The 24,395-nt window shown below is 64.2% G+C and carries 21 protein-coding genes; 15 read left to right on the top strand and 6 right to left on the bottom strand.

Going from position 1 to position 24,395, the window contains the following annotated elements; translation table 11 throughout:
- Nucleotides 1-20: 20 nt before the first annotated feature.
- Nucleotides 21-893 carry a LysR family transcriptional regulator gene (locus JOE60_RS01645; protein WP_204814810.1) on the top strand — a complete coding sequence of 291 codons (873 nt, stop codon included), beginning with the start codon at nt 21-23 and terminating at the stop codon, nt 891-893.
- Between the two features lie 39 nt (nt 894-932).
- On the opposite strand, the gene JOE60_RS01640 is transcribed toward JOE60_RS01645, so the two are convergent.
- Nucleotides 933-1,154 (bottom strand): hypothetical protein, encoded by a 222-nt coding sequence (locus tag JOE60_RS01640; RefSeq protein WP_167265537.1) that lies wholly within the window; start codon nt 1,152-1,154, stop codon nt 933-935.
- Nucleotides 1,155-1,548: 394 nt separating this feature from the next.
- On the opposite strand from JOE60_RS01640, the gene JOE60_RS01635 reads away from it, so the two are divergent.
- Genes JOE60_RS01635 through JOE60_RS01610 form a run of 6 tightly spaced genes read left to right on the top strand, consistent with a single transcriptional unit; the run spans nt 1,549 to nt 9,336 of the window.
- A complete protein-coding gene (locus JOE60_RS01635) occupies nt 1,549-1,647 on the top strand; it encodes a potassium-transporting ATPase subunit F (protein WP_167265540.1) in 99 nt (32 codons plus the stop codon).
- A gap of 6 nt (nt 1,648-1,653) precedes the next feature.
- Complete coding sequence (kdpA, locus tag JOE60_RS01630; protein ID WP_167265542.1) at nt 1,654-3,321, top strand: potassium-transporting ATPase subunit KdpA; 1,668 nt, start codon at nt 1,654-1,656, stop codon at nt 3,319-3,321.
- Complete coding sequence (gene kdpB, locus JOE60_RS01625) at nt 3,318-5,483, top strand: potassium-transporting ATPase subunit KdpB (protein WP_167265544.1); 2,166 nt, start codon at nt 3,318-3,320, stop codon at nt 5,481-5,483. Before kdpA ends, kdpB begins: the two co-directional genes overlap by 4 nt.
- A gap of 8 nt (nt 5,484-5,491) precedes the next feature.
- A complete protein-coding gene (locus JOE60_RS01620; protein ID WP_167265546.1) occupies nt 5,492-6,094 on the top strand; it encodes a potassium-transporting ATPase subunit C in 603 nt (200 codons plus the stop codon).
- Between the two features lie 30 nt (nt 6,095-6,124).
- Complete coding sequence (locus JOE60_RS01615; RefSeq protein WP_167265548.1) at nt 6,125-8,662, top strand: DUF4118 domain-containing protein; 2,538 nt, start codon at nt 6,125-6,127, stop codon at nt 8,660-8,662.
- Complete coding sequence (locus tag JOE60_RS01610) at nt 8,659-9,336, top strand: response regulator (protein WP_167265550.1); 678 nt, start codon at nt 8,659-8,661, stop codon at nt 9,334-9,336. The genes JOE60_RS01615 and JOE60_RS01610 overlap by 4 nt, the downstream gene beginning before the upstream one ends.
- 88 nt (nt 9,337-9,424) lie before the next feature.
- Here the strand turns inward: JOE60_RS01610 and ilvD are convergent, their stop codons facing one another.
- Nucleotides 9,425-11,287, bottom strand: coding sequence for a dihydroxy-acid dehydratase (ilvD, locus tag JOE60_RS01605; protein ID WP_167265552.1), 1,863 nt, complete (start codon nt 11,285-11,287; stop codon nt 9,425-9,427).
- An 85-nt stretch (nt 11,288-11,372) separates the two neighbouring features.
- Here ilvD and JOE60_RS01600 point away from each other — a divergent pair, with 85 nt between their 5' ends.
- Both JOE60_RS01600 and mptB read left to right on the top strand, forming a co-directional pair.
- On the top strand, nt 11,373-12,206 hold the full coding sequence (locus tag JOE60_RS01600) for an MmyB family transcriptional regulator (protein ID WP_167265554.1): 834 nt from the start codon (nt 11,373-11,375) through the stop codon (nt 12,204-12,206).
- Nucleotides 12,207-12,366: 160 nt separating this feature from the next.
- Nucleotides 12,367-13,965, top strand: a complete 1,599-nt coding sequence (mptB, locus tag JOE60_RS01595; protein WP_239528786.1) for a polyprenol phosphomannose-dependent alpha 1,6 mannosyltransferase MptB — start codon at nt 12,367-12,369, stop codon at nt 13,963-13,965.
- 11 nt (nt 13,966-13,976) lie between these two features.
- Here the strand turns inward: mptB and JOE60_RS01590 are convergent, their stop codons facing one another.
- The 4 genes from JOE60_RS01590 to JOE60_RS01575 all read right to left on the bottom strand — a co-directional run bounded on the left by JOE60_RS01590 (nt 13,977) and on the right by JOE60_RS01575 (nt 18,459).
- On the bottom strand, nt 13,977-15,119 hold the full coding sequence (locus JOE60_RS01590) for a DUF2029 domain-containing protein (RefSeq protein WP_239528785.1): 1,143 nt from the start codon (nt 15,117-15,119) through the stop codon (nt 13,977-13,979).
- Between the two features lie 136 nt (nt 15,120-15,255).
- Nucleotides 15,256-16,560, bottom strand: coding sequence for a glycosyltransferase family 87 protein (locus tag JOE60_RS01585; RefSeq protein WP_167265556.1), 1,305 nt, complete (start codon nt 16,558-16,560; stop codon nt 15,256-15,258).
- A gap of 133 nt (nt 16,561-16,693) precedes the next feature.
- Nucleotides 16,694-17,800: an EAL domain-containing protein gene (locus JOE60_RS01580; protein WP_167265558.1), complete on the bottom strand. Its 1,107-nt coding sequence runs from the start codon at nt 17,798-17,800 to the stop codon at nt 16,694-16,696.
- Between the two features lie 95 nt (nt 17,801-17,895).
- Nucleotides 17,896-18,459 (bottom strand): MarR family winged helix-turn-helix transcriptional regulator, encoded by a 564-nt coding sequence (locus tag JOE60_RS01575; protein ID WP_167265560.1) that lies wholly within the window; start codon nt 18,457-18,459, stop codon nt 17,896-17,898.
- Between the two features lie 96 nt (nt 18,460-18,555).
- Here JOE60_RS01575 and idi point away from each other — a divergent pair, with 96 nt between their 5' ends.
- From idi to JOE60_RS01545, 6 genes are read left to right on the top strand one after another with little or no spacing between them, the layout of a single operon-like run.
- Nucleotides 18,556-19,110, top strand: coding sequence for an isopentenyl-diphosphate Delta-isomerase (idi, locus tag JOE60_RS01570; RefSeq protein ID WP_167265562.1), 555 nt, complete (start codon nt 18,556-18,558; stop codon nt 19,108-19,110).
- Nucleotides 19,107-20,222, top strand: coding sequence for a polyprenyl synthetase family protein (locus JOE60_RS01565; protein ID WP_167265565.1), 1,116 nt, complete (start codon nt 19,107-19,109; stop codon nt 20,220-20,222). Before idi ends, JOE60_RS01565 begins: the two co-directional genes overlap by 4 nt.
- Nucleotides 20,219-21,124 carry a phytoene/squalene synthase family protein gene (locus JOE60_RS01560; protein WP_167265567.1) on the top strand — a complete coding sequence of 302 codons (906 nt, stop codon included), beginning with the start codon at nt 20,219-20,221 and terminating at the stop codon, nt 21,122-21,124. Before JOE60_RS01565 ends, JOE60_RS01560 begins: the two co-directional genes overlap by 4 nt.
- Complete coding sequence (crtI, locus tag JOE60_RS01555; RefSeq protein ID WP_167265569.1) at nt 21,121-22,773, top strand: phytoene desaturase family protein; 1,653 nt, start codon at nt 21,121-21,123, stop codon at nt 22,771-22,773. Before JOE60_RS01560 ends, crtI begins: the two co-directional genes overlap by 4 nt.
- Nucleotides 22,773-23,147, top strand: a complete 375-nt coding sequence (locus tag JOE60_RS01550; RefSeq protein WP_167265571.1) for a lycopene cyclase domain-containing protein — start codon at nt 22,773-22,775, stop codon at nt 23,145-23,147. Before crtI ends, JOE60_RS01550 begins: the two co-directional genes overlap by 1 nt.
- Nucleotides 23,144-24,391 (top strand): prenyltransferase, encoded by a 1,248-nt coding sequence (locus JOE60_RS01545; RefSeq protein WP_167265573.1) that lies wholly within the window; start codon nt 23,144-23,146, stop codon nt 24,389-24,391. Before JOE60_RS01550 ends, JOE60_RS01545 begins: the two co-directional genes overlap by 4 nt.
- Nucleotides 24,392-24,395: the final 4 nt, after the last annotated feature.

Raw genomic sequence — 24,395 nt, 5'->3', positions numbered from 1 at the left:
GCATCAATAGGATGGTCCTCGTGGACATTGAAGTACGCCAGTTGCGGTGCCTGGCAGCGGTAGTTGATGAGGGCACGTTCACGGACGCCGGTATTGCCCTGGGAATGTCCCAAGCAGCAGTGTCACGAAACATCGCCGCTTTGGAAGAGTTCCTCGGCACCAGGCTGCTGGAGCGGACCACGCGAAGTGTCGCACTGACGGCCAGCGGCCAGAAAACCCTTGCCACCGCGCGCCGGGTCCTGGCCCTTCTTGACGATCTGGGACGCGAGGCGCGCGCAGGCACGGGTAAGCTGCGCATCGGGTACGCGTGGTCCGCGCTGGGCGAGCACACCACGGAGTTCCAGCGCCGGTGGTCGTCCGCTTTTCCACACCGTGAGTTGCTGCTGGTCCGGTCCAATACCCCTACGGGTGGCTTGGCTGACGGGACCGCAGACCTTGCCATCCTCCGCAAACTGCCGCAGGCTGCCGCCGTCGGGCATGAACCTGTGGGAAGTGAGAAGCGATACTGCGCCATGGCCTCGGATGATGAGCTGGCCGCCAAAAGGTCTGTGACCTTGGCGCAAGTGGCTTCGCGGCCCGTGGCGCTGGACCTGCGCACCGGCAGCACCACCTTGGATCTGTGGCCCGGGGACGTCGGCCCGCAGGACGTGGTGTCCACCCAGGATGTGGACGACTGGCTGACGGTCATTGGCAGCGGTGCGGCCCGGGGCATCACCGCAGCATCAACGGCCCATCAGTACCGGCGTCGGGGCGTCACCTACAGGCCCGTGCGCGATGCGCCACCCGTCGCCGTGCATGCAGCGTGGTTAATCAAGGATCCGCCTCAAGACCTTGAGCGGATTATCGGGTTGATGCGCGGACTGTACGCCCTGACGGGCAGCAGAGGCGGGTGACCGGACGACGGCGGACCCTCCCGCCGTCGTCCGCTGGAACTAGCCCGTCTTGCCGGCCAGGGCCACCAGGACGCCTGCCACGGCGAAGTACTTGTTGCTGCCAAGATCGCGCACCGTCTTGATGCCCATTCCTGCCAGAAGTTCGTCGTGTTTCTCGGTAACCCCTGCGAGCGCTGACGGTGGTGCCGCCAGAATCTCGTCCAGCGAGGCATTTTCGTAGGCTTTATCGAGTGCTTTGCCCAATTCAACAGAAACAGCCAAGGCATTTCCTTTCATGGATATGGAACAAATGACAACCTGCTGTGGAACTGATTCAAACCAAGCAGCCGTTGATTTCCGGGAATCAATGGAATTCCACATACCGCCGCTTATGGATCAATGTACCCACAAGCCGGCTTCTTTGGGCACCCCCTGGCGGGCGTTAAAAAATCATCAAGATTGGCGTCCACCGCATTAAGGAACCGTAAGGAACGCCTTTTCGCCGCATTCACGGGGGTTGACTGGCATCAGCCCCGCCAACGGGGTGCTGATGAAAGGACGTTCCAATGGCCGACGTGGCTGTTGTGGTGATTCTTGTGGTGAGCATGGGAATCGTGATGTGGGTTGCCCACCTTTTGGGCGGAATGATCGACGGCGGAGGCCCGGTGAGCGGGCAATGATGCTGGACGCCGTCATGTGGGCGGGGCTGTTCCTGGTGGGCCTGGCCCTGATCGGTTACTTGCTGGCAGTGCTGCTCAACCCGGAAAAGTGGTGAGGGCGGGTGGTTTTCAGCACCGCATCAGTGATCACCCAAATAGTCGTCCTGCTGGTTGTGCTGGTTCTTGTGCACAAACCGCTGGGCGTCTACATGGACAAGGTGTTCTCCGGTTCAAGGTCTTCAAAGCCTGAACGGGTGTTTTATCGATTGGCCGGAGCGGACTCCGGGACTGAACAGAGCTGGTCTGTGTATCTGCGCAGCGTTCTGGCTTTCTCCGCGGTGTCCATCCTGGTGATCTTCGCCTTGCAGCGGCTCCAGGGTGTGCTCCCGGGAAGCAACGGCCTTCCGGGCGTGGATCCTTGGGTTGCCATGAACACGGCTATCTCCTTTGTGACCAACACCAACTGGCAGACGTACGCGCCGGAGGCCACTGTGGGCATCTTCGTCCAGATGTGCCTGCTGGCGGTTCAGAACTTCCTGTCCGCAGCAGTAGGAATCGTGGTGGCCATCGCCCTGATCCGCGGGATCGCGCGGGCTGGAACGGACCGGCTGGGCAACTTCTGGGTGGACGTCACCCGCGCGTCCTTCCGCCTCCTCCTGCCCCTCGCTGCGGTGGCAGCAATCGCCTTGGTGATTGGCGGCGTCGTACAGAATTTCTGGTCCACGGACGTTGCCAACCAGGCCACAGGCGTCAGCCAGGTGATCCCCGGCGGGCCGGTCGCTTCGCAGGAAGCCATCAAGGTGCTGGGGACCAACGGGGGCGGCTACTTCAATGCGAACTCAGCCCACCCCCTGGAGAACCCCAACGTCTTCACCAGCCTTTTCCAGGTATTCCTGATCCTCCTCATCCCGTCTGCGCTCCCCTACACCTACGGACGGATGGTGGGCGACCAGCGCCAGGGATTCACGGTGGCAGGTGTGATGGGTGCGCTCTGGCTGACCTCCACGGCCTTGATGGCGGCGGCTGTCGCCTCGGCACAAGGAACAGCGACGACGGCGGCAGGCGGCTTGGGCGAAGGCTTCGAGCAGCGCCTTGGGCCGGCAGCGAGCTCAATCTTCGCAGCCTCCACCACGCTCACCTCCACCGGAGCCGTAAATGTGGCGCACGATTCCCTTCCTCCGCTGGCAGGGGGCGTGGCCATGCTGAACATGATGCTCGGTGAAGTAGCCCCCGGAGGGACCGGATCAGGCTTGTACGGCATGCTGGTCCTGGCCATCATTGCCGTGTTCATCGCGGGCCTGATGGTGGGGCGGACCCCGGAGTTCGTGGGCAAGAAGATCGGCCCGAGCGAAATGAAACTCGCTGCCCTGTACATCCTGGTGACCCCCACCCTGGTGCTGGTGTTCGCGGGCGTCACGGCGCTTCTTCCGGAGGCCATGGCCAACGCCCCGGCCAGTGGACCCCACCAGTTCAGTGAAATGCTGTACGCCTTCACCTCCGGCGCCAACAACAACGGCTCCGCGTTTGGCGGCATCACCAGTTCCGGGCCGTACCTTTCCGCAGCGCTGGGTGTTGCCATGCTGCTGGGACGTTTCCTTCCCATAGCCCTGGTCCTGGCCCTGGCCGGCTCCCTGGCCCGGCAAAGGAAAATCCCGGTGTCTGCAGGAACCGTGCCCACGCACGGCGCCCTGTTCGGCTCCCTCCTCCTCAGCGTCACCGTGATCATGACGGCTCTCAGCTATTTCCCGGCCCTCGCGTTGGGCCCCCTCGCAGAAGGACTCATTCAATGACCCGGTCCAGTTCGGCACCAGCCGCGGACACGTCGGCACTGACCTACGCCGACGGAAATTCTCCGGAAACACGAACACCCGGAGACCACAAGCACCACACCAAAGCGCCGGCCAAACTCAACGCCGCCACCATCCGCGCAGCCCTTCCGGTGGCTTTCGCAAAGCTCCACCCGCGCCAGATGGTCCACTCGCCCGTCATGTTCGTTGTACTGGTGGGGGCCGCGGCCTGCACCATCATCTGCCTGTTCAAGCCCGCGGTTTTCGGCATTGTGGTCACCGCGTGGCTCTGGTTGACGGTGTTGTTCGGAACACTGTCCGAGGCCATTGCCGAAGGCCGTGGCAAAGCGCAGGCGGACAGTCTCCGGGCCAGCCGCAAGGGCGTCGTGGCCCGGGTGCGGCTGGAGGACGGCTCCACCAAGGAAATACCGGGAACGGACCTGAAACTCAACGATGTTGTGATCTGCCAGGCCGGTGATGTGATCCCCTCCGATGGGGAGATCATCGAGGGCCTGGCCAGCGTTGATGAATCCACCATCACCGGTGAATCGGCGCCGGTGATCCGGGAGTCCGGCGGGGACCGTTCATCGGTCACCGGCGGCACCAAGGTCCTGTCTGACCGGATCCTGGTCCGCATCACCGCAGAACCGGGTGCCACGTTCATTGACCGGATGATCAAGCTGGTGGAAGGGGCCGTCCGGCACAAGACCCCTAATGAGATTGCCCTCCACGTGCTGCTGGTTTCCTTGACCATCGTGTTCCTGGTGGTCACCATGACCCTGGCTCCCATCGCGTCCCTGGCCGGCGCCACGCCGTCTCCGATCGTCCTGGTGGCGTTGCTCGTCTGCCTGATCCCCACCACCATCGGCGCCCTTGTACCGGCCATCGGCATCGCGGGCATGGACCGCCTGGTGCAGCACAACGTCCTGGCCACGTCCGGACGGGCAGTGGAAACGGCAGGTGACATCACCACCCTGCTGCTCGACAAGACCGGAACCATCACCTACGGCAACCGGCGCGCGGTGGGCTTCCACCCTGCGGCCGGCATCGGGCAGGACCAACTCGTCACGGCGGCCCGGCTGTCCAGCCTTGCGGACGAGACGCCGGAGGGGCGGTCCATTGTGGAGCTGGCCGACGGCGGCACCGCCGACGGCACCGGCCTCACCGGCGGTGGCCAGTCCCTCGAGGAGCTCAGTTCAACCACTCCGGACCTGGCCATTGTTGAATTCACGGCCCTGACCCGCATGAGTGGGCTGGACCTCGGCGGCCACCGGATCCGCAAAGGTGCCGCGGCCGCCGTCGAACGCTTCGTCACTGAAGCCGGCGGCACCATGCCCGCCGACGTGCAGCAACGGGTGCAGGACATCTCGGCCCAGGGCGGCACGCCGCTGCTGGTGGCCGAACACACTCACGACGGCGCCGCCCGGGTTCTGGGAACAGTGCACCTCGCGGATGTGGTGAAGCCCGGGATGCGCGCCAGGTTTGAGGAACTGCGGAAGATGGGGATCCGCACGGTGATGATCACCGGCGACAACCCCGTCACGGCCAAGGCGATCGCCGCCGAAGCCGGCGTTGACGATTTTGTGGCTGAAGCTACCCCCGAAGACAAGATGGAGGTAATCCGCAAGGAACAGGGCGAAGGACGCTTGGTGGCCATGACCGGTGACGGCACCAACGACGCCCCGGCGTTGGCGGCAGCGGACGTGGGGGTTGCCATGAACTCCGGGACGCCGGCCGCCAAGGAGGCGGCCAACATGGTGGACCTGGACTCCGATCCCACCAAGCTGATCAACATTGTGGGCATCGGCAAACAGCTGCTCATCACCCGCGGGGCGTTGACCACCTTCTCCGTGGCCAACGACGTCGCCAAGTACTTTGCGATCGTTCCGGCGCTCTTTACGGCCGCCTTTCCCGGCTTGGGAATGCTGAACATCATGGGGCTGGCCACCCCGGCGTCGGCCATTCTTTCAGCGGTGATCTTCAACGCACTCATCATCCTGGCACTGGTTCCGCTGGCCCTCCGGGGCGTGAAGTACCGGGCGGTTTCCGCCAACCAGGCCCTGGGCAGGAACCTGCTGCTCTACGGGCTGGGCGGCCTGGTGGCGCCGTTCCTGGGCATCAAACTGCTGGACCTCCTCATTTCCCTCATCCCCGGCATCGGCTAGGACAACCCATGAAAATGTATTTGCGCCAAGCGGCTACGGCCGCACGGTTCCTCCTCTTCGCCACCCTGGTGCTGGGTGTCCTGTATCCGCTGGCAATCTTCGGTGCAGGGCAGCTGGTGGCCCCGTTCCAAGCCAACGGGTCAGTGGTCAAGGACCAAGCCGGCAATCCAGCGGCGTCGGCCCTGATTTCCCAGGTATCCTCGGACGGTTCCGGTGTACAAAGTCCCGAGTGGTTCCACGCCCGGCCGTCGGCAGTCACCTGGGACCCGGCGTCGTCCTCTGCCAGCAACCTGGGCCCCAACGATCCCTCACTGTTGGACGCCGTCTCCGCCCAGCGGGCGGCCATTGCCGCAGCCGAAAAGGTGCCGGTGGCGGACGTCCCCGCAGACGCAGTGACGGCCAGCGGTTCGGGCCTGGACCCGCACATTTCACCGGAATACGCCCGGATCCAAGTGCCGCGGGTGGCGGCGGCCCATGGTTTGGGTCCGGACGATGTGCAGAGCATGGTGGACCGACAAACCACCGGCGGGGCGGAAGCGTTCCTTGGCCAGGCCTCGGTGAACGTTACGTTGCTGAACCTGGACATCGCCGCGGCCACGAACCGCCAATAGGGCTGGTGCACTAGTGGAAGAATGGCGTTCATGGCGCGGGCAGCACTAAGAATATTCCTGGGGGCGGCTCCCGGCGTCGGCAAAACCTACGCCATGCTCAAGGAAGCCCACCGGCTTGTGGAGCGCGGCGAGGACGTGGTGGTGGCCTTCGCCATGCACCACGGCCGCGCCGATACCAAGGCGCTCACGGACGGCCTGGAAGTCATCCCCACCAAGGACGTCGAGTACCGCGGCACCGCCTTCGAAGAGATGGACCTGGATGCCGTCCTGGCGCGAGCCCCGCACACCGCGGTGGTGGATGAGTACGCCCACACCAACATTCCCGGCAGCCGGAACCGCAAGCGCTGGGAGGACATCGAGGAACTGCTGGAGGCGGGCATCAACGTTCTCTCCACGGTCAACGTCCAGCACCTGGCCTCGTTGGGGGACGTGGTGGGCGCCATCACGGACGTCAGGCAAGCGGAAACCGTCCCTGATGATGTGGTCCGGCGGGCTGACCAGATCCACTTGGTGGACATCTCCCCCGAGCTCCTCAGGCAACGCCTGGGCGACGGCAAAATCTACGCCTCGGACAAGATCGACGCCGCACTGTCCAACTACTTCCGCACGGGCAACCTGACCGCGCTGCGCGAACTGGCGTTGCTGTGGTTGGCGGACCGGGTGGATGAGGGGCTGGCCCGTTACCGCGCGGAAAACCGGATCGAGGACAGCTGGCCGGCGCGTGAACGGATAGTAATCGGGCTGACCGGCGGGCCGGAAGGTGAAGTCCTGATCCGCAGGGCCGCCAGGATCCTCAAGCGGGTGAACGGCGGGGACCTCCTGGCAGTCCACGTGCGTGCAGCAGATGGCGTTGCCGCGGAATCCCCGCAGGACCTGGAAGCCCAGCGCACCTTGATCCGGGACCTGGGCGGCAGCTACCACATCGTCTCCGGGGAGGACCCCGCCAAAGCCCTGCTGGACTTTGCCCGGAGCGTCAACGCCACCCAGATTGTGGTGGGGGTTTCACGCCGTAAAGCCCTGCCCGGAAGGCTCATGGGCGGCGTGGGAAACAAGGTGGTCCGGGAATCGGGCGATATTGACGTCCACATGGTCTCCCACCCGCTCAGCGGCCAGGGCAGGAGGCCTCCACGGCCCCGGGACCTGGGCCGGATCCGGGTGGTGGTGGGCTTTGCGCTGGCAGTGGTGCTGCCGGTCCTCCTGCAGCTCCTGCTGGCCGCCAGCCCATCGCACAACATTGCTACAGCGGTCCTGGTCCAGCTCAGCGGCTCCGTTGCCGTTGCCCTGGTTGGCGGGCTGTGGCCGGCATTGCTGGCTGCCCTGTGGAGCAGTGCGCTGGTGAACTACTACTCGGTTCCGCCCTTGGGTACCTTGACCATCAACGACCCCCAAAACCTCCTGGCGCTGCTGGTGTTCGCCGGGGTCTCCTCCGCCGTGGCGGTGGTGGTGGACCTCTCCGCCCGGCGCTCCAAAGAAGCTGCCCGGGCCCGGTCCGAGGCCACCACCCTGGCCGACCTGACCCGCGGCGCCACGGCTGCGGAGGACACGGTGGTGGGATTGTTGGAGCAGGCGCTGGATGTCTTCCAGGTCCGCCGGGCAGCACTGCATGAACTGACGGACGACGGCGGGTGGCGGCTGATTGCGGCGGCAGGCCCGGCCGCTGCCTCCAGCGAAGATGCCGGGACGGACACCATCGAAGAGATCGACGCCACCACACGGCTGGTCCTCAGCGGAAGGGTGCTTCCGGCCAGCGACCGCCGCCTGCTGGGAGCTTTCGGCTCCCACCTCACGGCCCAGCTTGAACGCCGCCAACTGGCTGCCAGCCGCCGCGAAGTGGTGCGCCTGGCCGAGAGCAACACCATGCGCACGTCCATCCTCCGGGCTGTTTCCCACGATCTCCGGACTCCCTTGGCAGGCATCAAACTTGCCGTTGGCGGCCTTCGGCAAACGGGGGTCAGTTACACCAAAGAGGAAGAACAAGAACTCCTGGCCACCATTGACGAATGCTCGGACCGCCTGGACGTCCTGGTGGGCAACCTCCTGGACATGTCCCGCATCACCTCCGATTCCGTGAATGCCTTGATCAAACCCATCCGCTGGTCCGAGGTGATACCGGCTTCCCTGCACGGCATCCCGGCCGGCCGCGTCAGGGTGGACCTGGCAGCCAACATGCCGGAGGTGGATGCGGATGCCGGCATGCTGGAACGGGTCATAGCCAACATTGTGGAGAATGCCGTGAAGTATGCCCCACGCTCGGACATTGTGATTGTTGGCAGCGCCGGCGGTCTCAGTACCGCCACACTGGCCGGCCAACCCGCCAGCGAGCTGCGGATCATCGATCACGGCCAGGGCGTTCCAGCGGCCAGTGTCCTGCAGATGTTCCAGCCCTTCCAGCGGTTGGACGATGTCCCGGCTGCCACGGGTGTGGGTTTGGGCCTGGCCGTGGCCAAGGGATTCACCGAGGCCATGGGCGGAACCCTGACGGCCGAGGAAACACCCGGCGGCGGGTTGACCATGGTGATCCGGCTGCCGCTATCCACGGGCGCCCTCCCGGAATTGCGGCACCTATGACCAACATCCTGGTGGTGGACGACGATCCCCACATTGTGCGTGCCCTGGCCATCACCCTCAAAGGCCACGGCTACACGGTGTTCACGGCGGTTGACGGCGAATCGGCCCTGCACGCTGCTGCGCAACGGCCCGTGAAACTGGTGATCCTTGACCTGGGCCTGCCTGACATCGACGGGACAACCGTGATCACCCGCCTCCGCGAATGGAGCGATGTGCCCATCATTGTCCTGTCGGCCCGGCACGGCTCCAATGACAAAGTGGAAGCCCTGGACGCCGGCGCGGACGATTACATCACCAAGCCCTTTGGCCTGGATGAGCTCCTGGCCCGCCTTCGTGCCGCGCTTCGCAGGAGCGCCGAGGACCTGGACCAGGCCACTGTGGTGGAGACACCAACCTTCACGGTGGACCTGGCAAAGCGGAAGATCATGGCTGCCGGCCGGGAGGTCCGGCTCACGCGGACCGAGTGGAGCATCCTGGACATCATGGTCCGGAATCCTGACAAGCTGATCACACAGCAGCAGCTGCTCACCGAAGTATGGGGCCCGGCCTACGCCACGGAAGCCAACTACCTCCGTGTGTACATGGCCCAACTCCGGCGGAAACTGGAAGCCGATTCGGGCAACCCGCGGCACTTCATCACGGAGCCGGGCATGGGCTACAGGTTCGTCCCCTGAACCGCTCCCCGCAAACAAAAGCCGCCCACCGCCGTCGTACTTTCAGTGAAGTACGACGGCGCCAGGCGGCTTGTGCTCGGAACGGCGGCTAGATGTTTTCGATCAGGGAGACGTCGCGGACGGCGCCCTTGTCCGCCGAAAGCGCCATGGCAGCGTAGGCCCGCAAAGCCGGTGAGACCTGGCGGTCCCTGTTCTTGGGCTTGAAGCCGCCGTTGACCAGGAGCTTTTCGCGGCGCTCGGCCAGGATCTCGTCCGAGACCTTCAGCTGCAGGGAGCGCTGGGTGATGTCGATGCTGATGATGTCGCCGTTTTCCACCAAGGCGATGTCGCCACCGGAGGCCGCCTCGGGGGAAATGTGACCGATGGACAGGCCGGAGGTTCCGCCGGAGAACCGGCCGTCGGTGATGAGTGCGCACTTCTTGCCCAGGCCGCGGCCCTTCAGGAAGGACGTGGGGTAGAGCATCTCCTGCATGCCGGGACCACCGCGGGGACCTTCGTAGCGGATCACCACCACGTCGCCTTCCTTGACGGCCTTGTTCAGGATCATTTCCACGGCTTCGTCCTGTGATTCGCAGACAATGGCGGGGCCTTCGAACGTCCAGATGGACTCGTCAACGCCTGCGGTCTTCACCACGGCACCGTCCACGGCAATGTTGCCGCGCAGCACTGCAAGGCCGCCGTCCTTGGAGAACGCGTGCTCCACCGAGCGGATGCAGCCATCCTCGGCGTCCGTGTCCAGGGAGGTCCATTCGTTTGACTGCGAGAAAGCTGTGGAGGAACGGACGCCACCGGGAGCAGCATGCCACAGCGCCTTGGCTTCGTCCGTTGCCTTGCCGCCGCGGACGTCCCAATAGTCCAGCCAGCCGTCAAGGTCGTTGGAGTGCACGGAGTGGACGTTCTTGTGCAGGAGGCCGCCACGGTTCAGTTCACCCAGCAGCGCCGGGATGCCGCCTGCGCGGTGCACGTCTTCCATGTAGTAGGTCTTGTTCCCGGCAACGTTCGGGGCAACCTTGGCCAGGCAGGGAACCTGGCGGGACTTGGCATCCATCTCCGCCAGGCCGTAGTCCACGCCCGCTTCCTGGGCAGCAGCCAGCAGGTGCAGGATGGTGTTGGTGGAGCCACCCATGGAAATGTCCAGGGCCATGGCGTTGTCGAACGCTTCAGCGGTGGCGATGTTGCGCGGCAGGACGGACTCGTCGTCGCCGTCGTAGTAGCGCTTCACCAGCTCAACAATCGTGGAACCGGCCTTCTCATACAGCGCCTTGCGGGCCGTGTGGGTTGCCAGCACGGAGCCGTTGCCCGGCAGGGCCAGCCCAATGGCCTCGGCCAGGCAGTTCATGGAGTTCGCGGTGAACATACCGGAACAGGAACCGCAGGTGGGGCAGGCGTTCTCTTCGATCAGGTTGATGTCTTCATCGGAGATGGACTCGTCAACGGCGTCGGAGATCGCGTTCACCAGGTCAAGGGAGCGCACGGAGCCGTCGGTCAGCGTTACCCGGCCGGCCTCCATGGGACCGCCGGAAACGAACACCACGGGGATGTTCAGGCGCAGCGCAGCCATGAGCATGCCCGGGGTGATCTTGTCGCAGTTGGAGATGCACACCAAGGCGTCGGCACAGTGGGCGTTGACCATGTACTCCACGGAATCGGCAATGAGATCCCGGGACGGCAGGGAGTACAGCATGCCGGAGTGGCCCATGGCGATTCCGTCGTCCACGGCGATCGTGTTGAATTCGCGCGGCACCGCACCGGCGGCAAGGATCGCGTCGGACACAATCCGGCCCACGGGGGCCAGGTGGGTGTGGCCGGGGACGAACTCGGTGAAGGAGTTGGCCACCGCGACGATCGGCTTGCCGATGTCCGTGTTGGCAACGCCGGAGGCACGCAACAGCGCGCGGGCTCCGGCCATGTTGCGGCCGTGGGTGACAGTTCTTGAGCGTAGTGCAGGCATGAATACCATCCTGCTGGTCTACGCCACGGAGCGGAAGACGGTGCTGCTACTAGTACTGAAAGTAACAGAGTAATAGTGTTGGGTGGTGAGTAATGAGAGACGCAAGGAGCTTGGCCTCTACCTGAGGACCCGCCGGACCCAGGCCCTGCGATCCGATTACGGACTGCCCCCGGTGGGCAGGTCCCGGGAGCGCGGCCTCCGCCGGGAAGAGATCGCTTTCCTCTCCGGAGTCAGCGTCACCTGGTACACCTGGCTGGAGCAGGGGCGGGACATCAGCCCCTCGCGGCAGGTCCTGGAATCCATTGCCCGCACCCTGCACCTCTCGGACACCGGCCTGAGCTACGTGCTGTCCCTGGGCGGATATTCATCGTCCCTGCCCAAAGGGCCGGTGGCCGCCGATGCCCCCGCCCATGTGCAGCGGCTGCTGGACGCTTTGGATCCCAACCCGTCCTATGCGTTGTCCCCGGACTGGGGCGTAGCCGGGTGGAATCGCGCCTATGAGGCGTTGTACCCCAACATAGGAACGTTCGAGGCCGTGGACAGGAACCTGTTGTGGTTGGTGTTCACGGACCCCTATGTCCGGGACCTGCTCCCGGACTGGGACGTCACCAGCAAAAGGTTCCTTGCAGAGTTCCGGGCAGAGACCGGGCAGCGGCTGGGCGATCCGGACGTGGCCTACCAAGTGGAGCGGCTCAAGGAAGCCAGCCCGGAATTCCAGGAAAGTTGGGACCGCTACGACATCCTGGGCTTCGAGTCCCGCGAACGGCAGTTTCACCATCCCGCCGTCGGGGTGCTGCAGATGGAACACCATCAGGTCTCTCCCTCGGACCGGCCGGACCTGCACATTGTGGTGTACACCCCCGCCCCCGGCAGCGACGCCGCGGAGCAGATGACCCGGCTGATGGGCGAACGGACCTGAAGCAGGACGATTGGTATGCATTCCGTCACCCTTTGCCGCGCCTGTGGTGGCTGGGACAGGATCGACGCTAAAATTTCACTTGCCGCATGTAGAAGCTCTGGGGCATCGTCCGCGCTCTTGGAATTGAGCGCCATACCGTGAGCGGGGGAACCGACCAGCCATGACTGCAGGCAGTACCCCCAAAGCGAGCCCCACACCGGCCACGCGTGAATCGTCCAGCGGCACCCGGACCGGCGATACCAACCCCGTGACCGGCAAACCGGTAACCTATCCCGCCATTCTGCAGGGACTTCTGGGCTCACTGTTCATGTTTGCCGGGTCCATTGGCATCGGCTGGATTGCCAACGGATCCCCCATGATCCGCCACCCCATAGTCATCGCTTTGCGTACGGAGGGCTGGGGCGTCACCACGTCCGCAGTGCTGTTGACGGTCGGAGCCATGCTGTTGGTCCGTTCCTGGCTCAGGCTGGGCCAAAGAATGGGCTCCTGGGAAGGAAATTCCCTGAAGCCCATCCTGTGGGCCATCGGGGCGTGGTCCCTGCCACTGCTGTTTGCCGTTCCCGTCTACTCCCGCGACGTCTATGCGTACATAGGCCAAGGCCGGTTGATGATGGAGGGCCAGAATCCCTACACGGTAGGCATCTCCACCCTCAGCAACTGGTTCTCTTTGGGCGCGGACCCGGCGTGGGCTGAAGCCCGCACACCGTATGGGCCCTACTTCCTGTGGCTGGAGCAGGCCGTTGTGGCCATCACCGGCGCCCAGCCGGACGTTTCCGTGCTGTTGTTCAGGCTGCTGGCGGCCGGCGGCGTACTCCTGTGCGTGGTCTACGTGCCCAAGCTGGCCGAGCTGCATGGCATCAACGGTGCCCGCGCGCTCTGGATCTCGGTGGCCAATCCCCTCTTCCTGATCAGCTTCATTGCCAGCGCGCACAACGATGCCATCATGGTGGGCCTGGCCGTGGCCGGAACGTACTACGCCGCCACCAAACGGCCCATTCTGGGCATCCTGCTGGTGACGGCCTCCATCGGCATCAAGCCCATCACCGTCCTGCTCCTGCCCTTCATTGGGCTGATGTGGGCAGGCCCCGGGGCATCGTGGCCGCGGAAGTTCGGGATCTGGGCCGCTACGGCGTCCATCAGTTTTGGTGTGCTCTTCCTCAGCGGCCTTCCCCACGGACTGGGCATGGGGTGGGCCTGGGCCATCACGGACCCCACCCCCGGGTTCACCGGCTACTCGCCCTCAGGGTTCCTGGGCCAGCAGATCGAGTTCCTTGGCAACGCGTTGGGCCTGCCCGGAAACGCCATGGCGGACATCCTCAGGTCTGCCATGAAGTTGGGGGCCGTGGCCTTGGTAATCCTGCTGATGTTCCGAGGAGACCATTCACGGGTGGTACGGCGCATGGCACTGGCCTTCTCCGCGCTGGTACTCCTGTCCCCGATCATCCAACCCTGGTACATCCTCTGGTTCGTCCCGTTCCTTGCCGTCACGGGCATCAGGGACGACTGGCAGATGCGTATCCTCTACGTCGGCGTGACCTTCTTTGTGGTGTTCGGCGCCCAGGACCAGCTGTCCGTGTGGTCCTTCGTGGAGGTCTCCGTGGACCTGTCCTCCTTGGCCTTCGCCATCGCCCTGCTGTTCGCCTTCTACCTGGTGTTCCTGGACATCCACACACGCAGGTTGCTGGTCCAGGGCAGGTTATCGCGCTGGGTGGGCCAAACGGACAGGCGCCTGCTGCACAGGCGCCCCACCAACCGTTAGGTACTCCGGAATTACGGGGTGGCCTGGCTGACCGGTACCCGGCGGCCAAGCTCCACGGTGCGCTGCACCGACCACCAGAGCAGGACCACCAGCAGGACGTTCCTGATGGTCAGGACTGCGGCCATGACGGGGTGCGCGTGGATCAGCGGAGTGTAGAACAGCGGGTAGATCACAAACGTGGTGATGGCGATGGACATCAGCAGCGCAGCAGGGACCTTCCAGCGGTTCCAATCATGCGTCAGGCCGGCCACCACCACGGGCGCCAACCAGATGATGAACTGCGGTGAACCCACTTTGTTGAACACAATAAAGGCCGTGGTCATCATCAGTGCGCCTTCAAGGAACACTTCCTCGCGTTCCGCACCGCGCTTGAGTGCCCGGATCAGCAGGATGGCACCGGCGATCGCTGCAACAATCAGCAGCGGCTGCATCAGGAAGGCAGCGGCGTCCGCTCCCGGGCCATAAACCTCCGTGGAGTTGATGGCCACGTTGTCCGCCATGCGGGATCCGGCAACGTTGAAAACACTGAGCCATACCCACGGCGTGGAGAACGTGGCTTCCAACTGCATGCCGCGTTCACCCTGGTTGACCAGGAAGTCCATCAGGTGCTTGAAGCCACCGGTCAGGTAAGTGCCAAGGGCCACGACGGCGGTCACGCCGACGCCCGCGGCGATCATCTGGATCCGTGACTTGCTGGCAATGACCATGGGCACCAGGACGGCCGCCGGCCACACCTTGATCCACGTGGCAATGCTGAGCAGGGTGGCAGCAACCACCGGCCGACGCGCTGCGCACAGCAGCGCAATCAGCACGATCGGGGCAGTGATTCCCTCTACCCGGGCAAAGCTCAGGAAGCCCATGAACACGGTGAAGAACAGCCACCACCATGCCGGCGCAATACCGGTCACCTTGCGGGGACCGGACGTCAGGTACTTCAGGCCCAGCGCGTTGAGGGCAAAGATGATCAGGGTCCACATCAACAGGTACAAATCCGGGCCGGCAATGCCGGCCAGGAAAATGGGGATCTGCGCCAGCACCGGGTAGACCCACGGGCTGATCTTGCCGGGGTTGGCCGGGTTGTAGCCGTCCATGGCCCACTGCCGGTACTGCTCGGTGTCACTGAAGGTATCGCCGTTCAGGAAGAAGGACGCCATCCAGCAGAGGAAAAAGAAATGGACGGCAGCGAAGCCCCACCACACACTGCTGGGCCGGGCAAACCAGGCAACGACGCCGGGCGGCAGGAAACGGCTGCGGACACGGACAAGCGTGTCAAAGAACGACGCGGAAATTTTAGAGCTCCTTGCCGGCTGTTGCGGTCACAGCTGACGGCTTCTTGCCCAACAAGTAGAGGCGGCGGGCGGACCAGAAGAACAGGACCACCAGGAGGACGTTGCGAATGGTCAGGACCAAGGCCATGAGGGGGTTGTTGTGGCTGAGCGCATCGTAGAAGAGCGGGTAGATGAAGAACGTGGCAACAGCGATGGCAATGAGCATGGTGGCCGGGGCCCGCCATGCCTTCCAGTTGTGGGCCAGGCCAACAGCCACGGCCGGCGCGAGCCACACCATGAACTGCGGGGAACCCACTTTGTTGAACACAATGAACGCGGTCACCAGGGTCAGTGCGCCGGAGAGCAGGAGTTCGGTACGGTCAATGCCACCGCTGGCTTTTGCCTGGTGCAGGGCCCAAAAGGTCAGTCCCGCAACGGCGGCTGCGGCCAGCAGAAGGAGTGGCTGCATCAACACGGACATGAAGGCCGTTCCCGGGCCATCCACCTGCATGGAGTTGATGTCTGTGTTCATGTACATCCGCGAGTCGCCCACACCCAACACCGAAAGCCAGAGCCATGGGGTGGTGAACGTGGCTTCGAGCTGCATTCCGCGGTCACCCTGCTGGGTCAGGAAGTTCAGCAACTTGGGGACGGCACCAACAGTAGCTGCGAGCCCAACCACCACGGCCGTCGTCGTGATTCCGGCCAGCACAACCAGCAGGCGGTTCTTGACCACCGCGAACAGGGCCAGCATCACTGCTGCGGGCCACACCTTGGCCCAGGTGCCAATGGAAAGGAGGACCGAAGCGATGAAGGGCCGGGCCACACCGTAGACAAGTGCCACCAGGACCAAAGGAGCAGTCAGGCCGTCAACGCGGGCAAAGCCCAACCAGCCCATGAGCAGCACGAAGGACAACCACCACCATCCCGCGGGGATGGCCTCGCGGCGCCGGCCACGATCGGTGAGCTTGATCATTGCCCAGGCGTTGAGCAGGGTGGTCAGCAGCACCCAGATGAAGAAGAAGGGGCCAGAACCCGCAACCGCGGAGATGCCCATGGGGATGAGGGCCAGGATGGGGTAGACCCAGGGGCTGGGCCCACCGGTGAGGTTCGATTCGTTGAATCCCGCCAGCGCCCATTCCCGGTAAATGAACGTGTCACTGAAAGCTTCATTGCGGAAGGCAAGCAGCGCGGCGAACACCAGGAAACCCAGATGCACCAGTACGAACCCCCAAAGGAGGCCCCGCCCGGTGTTGAGGCGCTCCAGCAGCCCCGCCGGCAACGCTTTGTTGCGAAAATCCGTGAGGATACTGAAAAACCTGTCCATCAACGTAGAAACTTCCTGGCTCTGTGGGGACATGCACCAGCCGCCCCCAGTTTTCTCGGGACCGGCACAACCCCCGCGTGCTACTTTACGCGAGTCATCCGGTTACCCCGCAGTCAGCCAGCCAGCGCTGCCATCAGCCGGCGTGTTGCGTTTCCGGCTGCGCCCGGAGGCTCCAGGCGGACCAGTCCAGCGGATGGACGGATGGCCGGCCCAGCAAATACCCCTGAACGGCGGTCACGTTGAGCGCCGCAACTTCCCTCAACTCGTCCTCGGTCTCTATGCCTTCGGCAATGATGTCAGCGCCGATTTCACGGGCCAGTTCAACGATCGCCTGGGCCCGGAATTTCTGCCCCGTGTTGCTTCCGATCCCGTGAATCAGGTGACGGTCCAGCTTGACGATGTCGGGGCGCAGCTGTTCCAACCTGTCCAGGGAAACCATGGCAGCTCCCGAGGCACTCACTGCCAGGCGCAGTCCCAAAGCACGGAGTGGCCCAAGTCCGGCCGCCCCGGAGTGCCCACTGACCTCTTCCAGGCTGCCCGTGAGCTCCACAATGATCCGGTCCGGCGCCAACGCCGCAGCAGCCAGGAGCTCACGCACCCGCGGGTCCACCGAGGTGGCGGGAGTCAGGTTCAGGGCCACCGACATTTCCCGGGGAACATCATGGGCGGCTGTCAGCGCGCAATGGAGGGCCGCTACTTCCAATTCAGTTCCCAGGCCGGCCGCGGCTGCCTCGTTGAACCAGACATCCGCGCTTGCGCCATCCACTCCCACAAAACGGGTCAGCGCTTCAACACCCACCACTTCTCCTGCCGGAAGTCCATGGACGGGCTGGAATGCGGTCAACAGAAGCTTGTCGGCAAGAACCGATTCAATGCCCTCGCGCACTTCGTGGCTGACGGGAACGGACACTGTGTGGGCAGTTTTGTTCGAGGCCATCTGCACACTGGCGGGTACCAGCCGGAGGGGAACCGCATTGCCCACGTCGGGGGAATTCCGGGTTTGCAGCAGATGCTTCAGCAGGGCGCCGGAGGGATTTCCGGGGTGGGATTCCACCAGGCTCTTCAGTCTGGTGCGGGCGTCCTTGGTGGCCGGGTCCGGATCCTCCAGAATCTCGTCGATGATTTCCATGACATGCTCCCGCATGGTGGCGCTGTGTGCGTCACGGGCAGCCCCGGCACCTTGTGGCCGCGGCTGTATGTCACCGCCGTCGGGTGAAAGTGAGCCCTCTTCTTGAGCCATCGACTATTCCTTTATGTGAATCCCCCGCTGGCAACGCCAGACACCTGCCGGTCCCCTCAACTGTGGGCCTTGTCACGCATCTTACAGAACGAACCTCAGGGCCGGGCGAACTCGCCGGGCTCAATCTCCTGTGCCATGTCATCGAGGAACCGCATCACTGTTTCCCGTTCTGCCGGATTCAAGCGCTTGGCCGCCAGGAAACGCTTGGCTTGCTGCTTGCCTACGGTCCTCATGGCGGCCTCATGCGTTTCGGGAGTAATGGCAATTGCCAGGGCCCGGCGATCGGACGGATGGGCGAGTCGGGATATATGCCCGGCCCGTTCCAAGCGGTCCAGTAGCTTGGTTGTAGACGCCGTGGAGATGTGGAGGTGGGCTGCAATGGCACCCGGGGTAGCGATGATGCCTTGGTTGGCGCAGACGATCAGATAGTGCAGGGCCCGCATGTCCGATTGGTTGAGATTCATGTAAATCCTTGACGCATCGGAGAGCCGCTGTTCAGCGTCACGCAACCGCCCCAACGCCTCCATTACCCCGTTGATCTGCTGAACGTCGGAGTCAGAAAGGCCAGCCCTGTCCACCAATGCCTGATGGGGATCGTTGGACTCCACATGGTAAATGCCCGAGGAAACCGAGGCGTCGATTTCTTCAGGATTGGGCATGTTAAGTATGTTACACCTAACTTCTTACATGATAATCTTTCTTCTAGCTTATCTAGCAATATTGGTCAGTGAGTTGTTCCCGATGGAAGGCGAAAGATGAACGCGACAGAGATGGTGGTCCTTCTCGACGACGCCGGCAACCACATCGGCGAGGCACCCAAAGCTACTGTGCATACCAAGGACACTCCGCTTCATCTCGCTTTCTCCTGCTACCTCCTCAACGAAGCGGGCGAGGTCCTCCTCACCCGCCGTTCCCCGGAGAAAAAGACCTGGCCCAGCGTGTGGACCAACAGTTTTTGCGGCCACCCGGCTCCCGGCGAAGATTTTGAAGACGCAGTGATGCGCCGCGCACAGTTCGAGCTGGGAGTGGACGCCAACAGAATCGAGCTCACGCTCCCCCACTTCCGCTACCGGGCAGTGGACCCCACCGGAATCGTGGAGAACGAAATCTGCCCCGTCTACATAGCCCGGATCAGTGGCACTCCGCAGCCCAACCCTGCAGAAGTAGCCGACTGGGCCTGGATTTCCCCGGCACTCCTGGCCGATGCCCTGGACCACACTCCGGCGGCGTTCAGCCCGTGGCTGGGAATGCAGTTCCCCCAGTTGATGGAAGCCCGGGCCCTCCCACTGACAGCTGGAGCCGAGGCATGACGGTCACCTCCGGCGCCGCGCGCACCCGGACCGATCTCTGCTCGGCGATCGAGACCGAACTGAGCGGACTGATCGAAAAAAGGGCCAGTGCGGCAACCGCCTACGGGCCCGACTTCGCACGGCTGTGGACCCTGGCAGGGAACAACGTGCTGGGCGGGAAATTCGTGCGGCCCCTCCTGCTGATGGAAACCTACGATGCCCTGCAGCCGGACACGTCCCAACAGGACGCTCCCCGGCGGGACGCTTCCCGTCAGCGGGAGACCGCCATCAGCATCGCCGCGGCCATTGAACTCCTCCACTATTCCTTCCTGCTCCACGACGACGTGATTGACGGCGACCTGGTCCGGCGCGGACACCCCAACCTGATTGGGTCCCTCCTGACCGAGGCAGGCGAACTGGACCGGCCGGACGGAGCACTCCACTGGGCACAAACCGGCGGAATACTGATGGGTGACATGCTGCTCGCAGCCACGCATCAAGCCTTCGCCCGGGCGGACCTCCCCCACGAACTCAGGTTGCGCCTGCTGGACCTCCTGGAACACACCATCAACGAAACCGTCGCCGGCGAGCAGCTGGATGTGGGCTTGGGAGACGGGATCATCAGCCCGGACCTGGAGACCATCCTCATGATGTGCGGCTATAAAACAGCCACCTACACGTTCGAGTTGCCGCTGCGGGCCGCCGCCGCGCTGGCAGGTGCGGACTTCGCCGTCGAAACCGCGCTGGCAACAGCCGGCAGGCACCTTGGCCTGGCGTTCCAGCTCCAGGATGACCTCCTTTCCACCTTCGGGGATCCGAGCCGCCACGGCAAGGATCCCTTTTCGGATCTGCGGGAAGGCAAGGAAACGGCCATCATCGCCCACGCCAGGGGTACCAGCAACTGGGCGGACATCGAGCCGTACTTCGGCAGGCCGGAACTCAGCGGCCCGGACGGCGATCATGTCCGCAACCAGCTCACCGGCTGTGGAGCGGAAAAGTTTGTCCAGTCCCTGATCAGTGAGCAGATGCAGGCGTTCAACAGCGTCCTGGCCAGCCCGGAATCCCGTGTCCCGGCCGGTGCCCGCAACGTCCTGCTGGATCTGTCACGTCAACTTGAAGGGCGTCAATCATGAGCGTCGCCACTGATACCTCGTTCACACAGTTCACCAAGACCGCCGAGCGTGCCGCCAACCAGGTGATTGCGGCTTACTCCACGTCCTTTGGGCTCGCCTGCAGACTGCTGGGGGCCAGGCACCGCCAGCATGTGCGCAACATCTACGCCCTGGTCCGCGTGGCCGATGAATTGGTGGACGGCGTCACTGCGGAGGCTGGCCTGAGCTACCAGGAGCAGAGCGACGCCTTGGACCACTTCATTGACGAGACCCACCGCGCCATGGCAATCGGCTACAGCAGCGATTTGATCATCCACGCCTTCGCGCAGACTGCCCGGGCGTCGAACATCGACCGGACGCTCATCGATCCCTTTTTCGATTCCATGCGCACGGACCTCGGCGAGCGGACTGCAGCGCCAGCGGCGCCCCTGCGTTTCGATGCCCAGGCCCACCAGGGGTACGTGCACGGTTCCGCCGAAGTGGTGGGGCTGATGTGCCTGCGGGTCTTCATGCGGGATGAAACCATTGACGACGGCGCCGCGGCAGCCCTGCAGCATGGCGCCAGCCAGTTGGGCGCTGCCTTCCAGAACATCAACTTCCTGCGCGACCTGGCCGACGATACCGCGCGGCTGGGACGCAGCTACCTGGGCACGGCCGATCACCTTGAGGACAAGGACCGCGTTGAATGGGTGGCCACCATCCGCTCGCAGCTGGCCGACGCCACCGCCGCGATCCCCCTGCTGCCCCACGATGCGCGGGCCGCCGTGCGCAGCGCACTGGCCCTGTTCGCTGCGCTGACGGACAGGATTGAACACACCACCGTGGATGAGTTGTACCGTTGCCGCGTGCGTGTTCCGGACACTGTGAAAGCCGGGCTCGCCGCCCGGGCCTTGGCCTCAACCTGGATGGAGCTCCGCCGATGACCCGGACTGTAGTGATCGGCGGTGGCATTGCCGGGCTCGCCACCGCAGCACTCCTGGCCCACGAAGGACATGAAGTGCAGCTCCTGGAGCAGCGCGACCGCGTGGGCGGGCGGGCCGGGAGCCTGGAACGGGATGGCTTCCGCTTCGACACCGGCCCGTCCTGGTACCTCATGCCGGACGTTTTCGACCATTTCTTCAAGCTGCTGGGCACCAGCGCCGCCGAACAGCTGGACCTCCGCACGCTTGACCCCGCCTACCGTGTTTTCAGCGAACCGGATCACGACGGCGGCCTCCCGGAACCCCTGACTGTTCCGCTGGGAAGCGATGAGGTACTCAAGACGTTCGAGCGGGTGGAGCCCGGCAGCGCCAGGGAACTGTCCACCTATCTTGACTCAGCCCGCCACACCACAGCCATGGCCGAGAAGTACTTCTTGTACAACCCGTTCACCAAACTGCAGGAACTCATGCAGCCCGAAGTGGTCCGGAACCTGCCCAAGTTGGCACAACTGCTGACAACGCCGCTGGACAAGTACGTTGCCAAGCGGTTCCAGCATCCCGTACTGCGGCAAGTCCTGGGGTACCCGGCGGTCTTCCTGGGCACCAACCCCTCTGACGCGCCCGCCATGTACCACCTGATGAGTGCCTTGGACCTCAGTGATGGTGTCCAGTACCCCATAGGCGGGTTCTGGGAACTCGTGGAACGGCTCGAAGCCCTGGCTGTTGACGCCGGAGTCCGGATCCACACGGGCGCTGAAGCGTTGAAGATCACCACGCGGGACACCACCCGGACCAAGAAGGTGGGCCGGTTCGACGCCGTGCGGCTGCCTGCCGGCATCACCGGGAAGGACCTCCGCGAAGTCACCGGCGTGAAGTGGCAGGACAAGGACGGGGCCGGGCATTACAGCGTGGCAGACCTGGTGGTATCCGGGGCTGACCTCCACCACACCGAGACCCAATTGCTGGGCGTCAGGGACCGCAGCTACAACCACAAGTACTGGCAGAGCCGCACCAGCGGGCCCGGGGCCGTTTTGGTAATGCTGGGCGTCAAGGGCAAACTTCCGGAGCTGCCGCATCACTCCCTGTTCTTCACCCGTGACTGGGAGGCCAACTTCTCAGCCATTTTCGGGGCGGAGACCAGCATCCCGGATCCGGCGTCCATTTACGTCTGCAAGCCCAGTGCCACCGACCCGGGAGTGGCTCCGCAGGGCCACGAGAACCTCTTTGTGCTGGTTCCCGTTCCCGCGGACACCACGCTGGGGTCCGGTGGCCCCGAGGGCACCGGTGATGACATCATCGAGCGGACCGCGGATGCCGCGATTGACCAGATCGCCCAATGGGCTTCCATCCCGGACCTCCGCGAGCGCATCGTGGTCCGCCACACGGTTGGACCCCAGGACTTCGCCCGGGATTACAACTCCTGGCGTGGAGGCATGCTTGGCCCCGCCCACACCTTGCGGCAAAGCGCCATGTTCCGCGCCCAAAACGCCTCCAAGCGTGTCCGTGGGCTCTACTACGCGGGAGCCACCACGGCCCCGGGTGTGGGAGTGCCCATGTGCCTTATCAGCGCCGAGCTGGTTCTGAAGCGGATCCGCGGAGACCACAGCCCCGGCCCTACCACTGTGAGGCCTGTAGCTAGCAGGGTTGGATGATGGGCATTCTTTACCTGGTTTGCTTGTTGCTCGGCATCACCTGCATGCTTCTGCTGGATCACCGCTTCCAGTTGTTCTTCTGGCGTGACGCCACGGCGGCGGCCGTAGTGACATCCGTCGGGCTGGCCTTCCTGCTGGCGTGGGACCTGGCGGGGATCGGGCTGGGGATCTTCCTGCGCGGCGAAGGCACCATTGCCACAGGGCTGATGCTGGCACCGGAACTCCCGGTGGAGGAGCCGGTGTTCCTGACGTTCCTGGTGCTGTGCACCATGGTGCTGTACACGGGTGCGCGGAAACTTCTGGACGGTTCACGGAAACGTTTGGACGGTGCGCCGCGGTCTGCCCCGGATGCTAAAACCAGGGAAAACGTATGACCTACATGTGGCTTGCGCTCGCGTTCATCGCCGCCGCTGTGGTTGCAGGGGTGGCCTTCGCCCGGCTTGGCAGCGCTGAGGGCGAGTCCCGGAAGCACTGGCGGGCCGTGGGGGTGGCCTTCGCCGCCCTGGCCGTGCTCACCGCAGTGTTCGATTCCGTGATGATCGGCATGGAACTCTTCCACTACGATCCCGCCCACATCCTGGGCGCGAAAATCGGCCTGGCCCCGATTGAAGACTTCGCCTACCCACTGGCCGGCGTGGTGGCACTCCCCGGACTGTGGATGTGGCTCACCCGCCGCAACGAACGCCGCCGCAACGAACGCAATGAACGCAGGCGCAACCAACCGCAACAGAACGGAGCCGACGCGCAGATGAAGGGCTTGGTCTCCCAAGCGGTCCTGGCATCGCGGCCGGTCAGCTGGATCAACACCGCCTACCCGTTTGCAGCGGCGATGCTCCTCACCACCCGGGAGATCGATTGGGTTCTGGTGGTTGGCACGTTCTACTTCCTCATCCCTTACAACCTGGCCATGTACGGGATCAACGACGTCTTCGACTACGAGTCCGATCTCAAGAACCCGCGGAAGGGCGGCATGGAGGGCGCGCTCCTGCAGCCACGGCTGCACAAGCCCATGCTGTGGCTCGCCGCCATCACCAACGTTCCTTTCCTGCTGGTACTGGCCTTCGCGGGCGGCCCGGCGGCATGGATCAGCCTCGCCGTGAGCGCCTTCGCCGTGGTGGCGTACTCCGCCGCAGGACTGCGGTTCAAGGAACGCCCGGTCCTGGACTCGCTGACGTCCAGCACGCACTTTGTCAGCCCCGCCGTCGTCGGACTGGCCTTGGCGGGGGCGGACGTGACGCCCGGCCTGGTGATCCTCCTGGTGGCGTTCTTCCTGTGGGGCATGGCCGCCCATGCGTTCGGCGCCGTCCAGGACATCGAGCCCGACCGCCAGGCCGGCATCGGTTCCATAGCAACAGTCATCGGTGCCCGCCGGACGGTTCGCCTCGCCGTCGTGCTGTGGCTGGTTGCGGGACTGGCCATGCTGGCCACGCCGTGGCCTGGCCCCCTCGCGGCGATCATCGCCGTCCCATACATCATCAATTGCGCCCGCCACTGGAACGTCACGGATACGACGGCGGCAGGCACCAACGCTGCTTGGCGCCGGTTTATCTGGCTCAACTATGGGTCAGGATTCCTGGTGACGCTGATCTTTATCCTGCAGTGGAGCCTGACGTCATGACAGG

This window comes from Paenarthrobacter ilicis (assembly GCF_016907545.1).
In the GTDB taxonomy this organism is placed as follows: domain Bacteria; phylum Actinomycetota; class Actinomycetes; order Actinomycetales; family Micrococcaceae; genus Arthrobacter; species Arthrobacter ilicis.
Note: the sequence above shows the minus strand (reverse complement) of the source record. Positions and strands in the feature narration are given on the sequence as shown.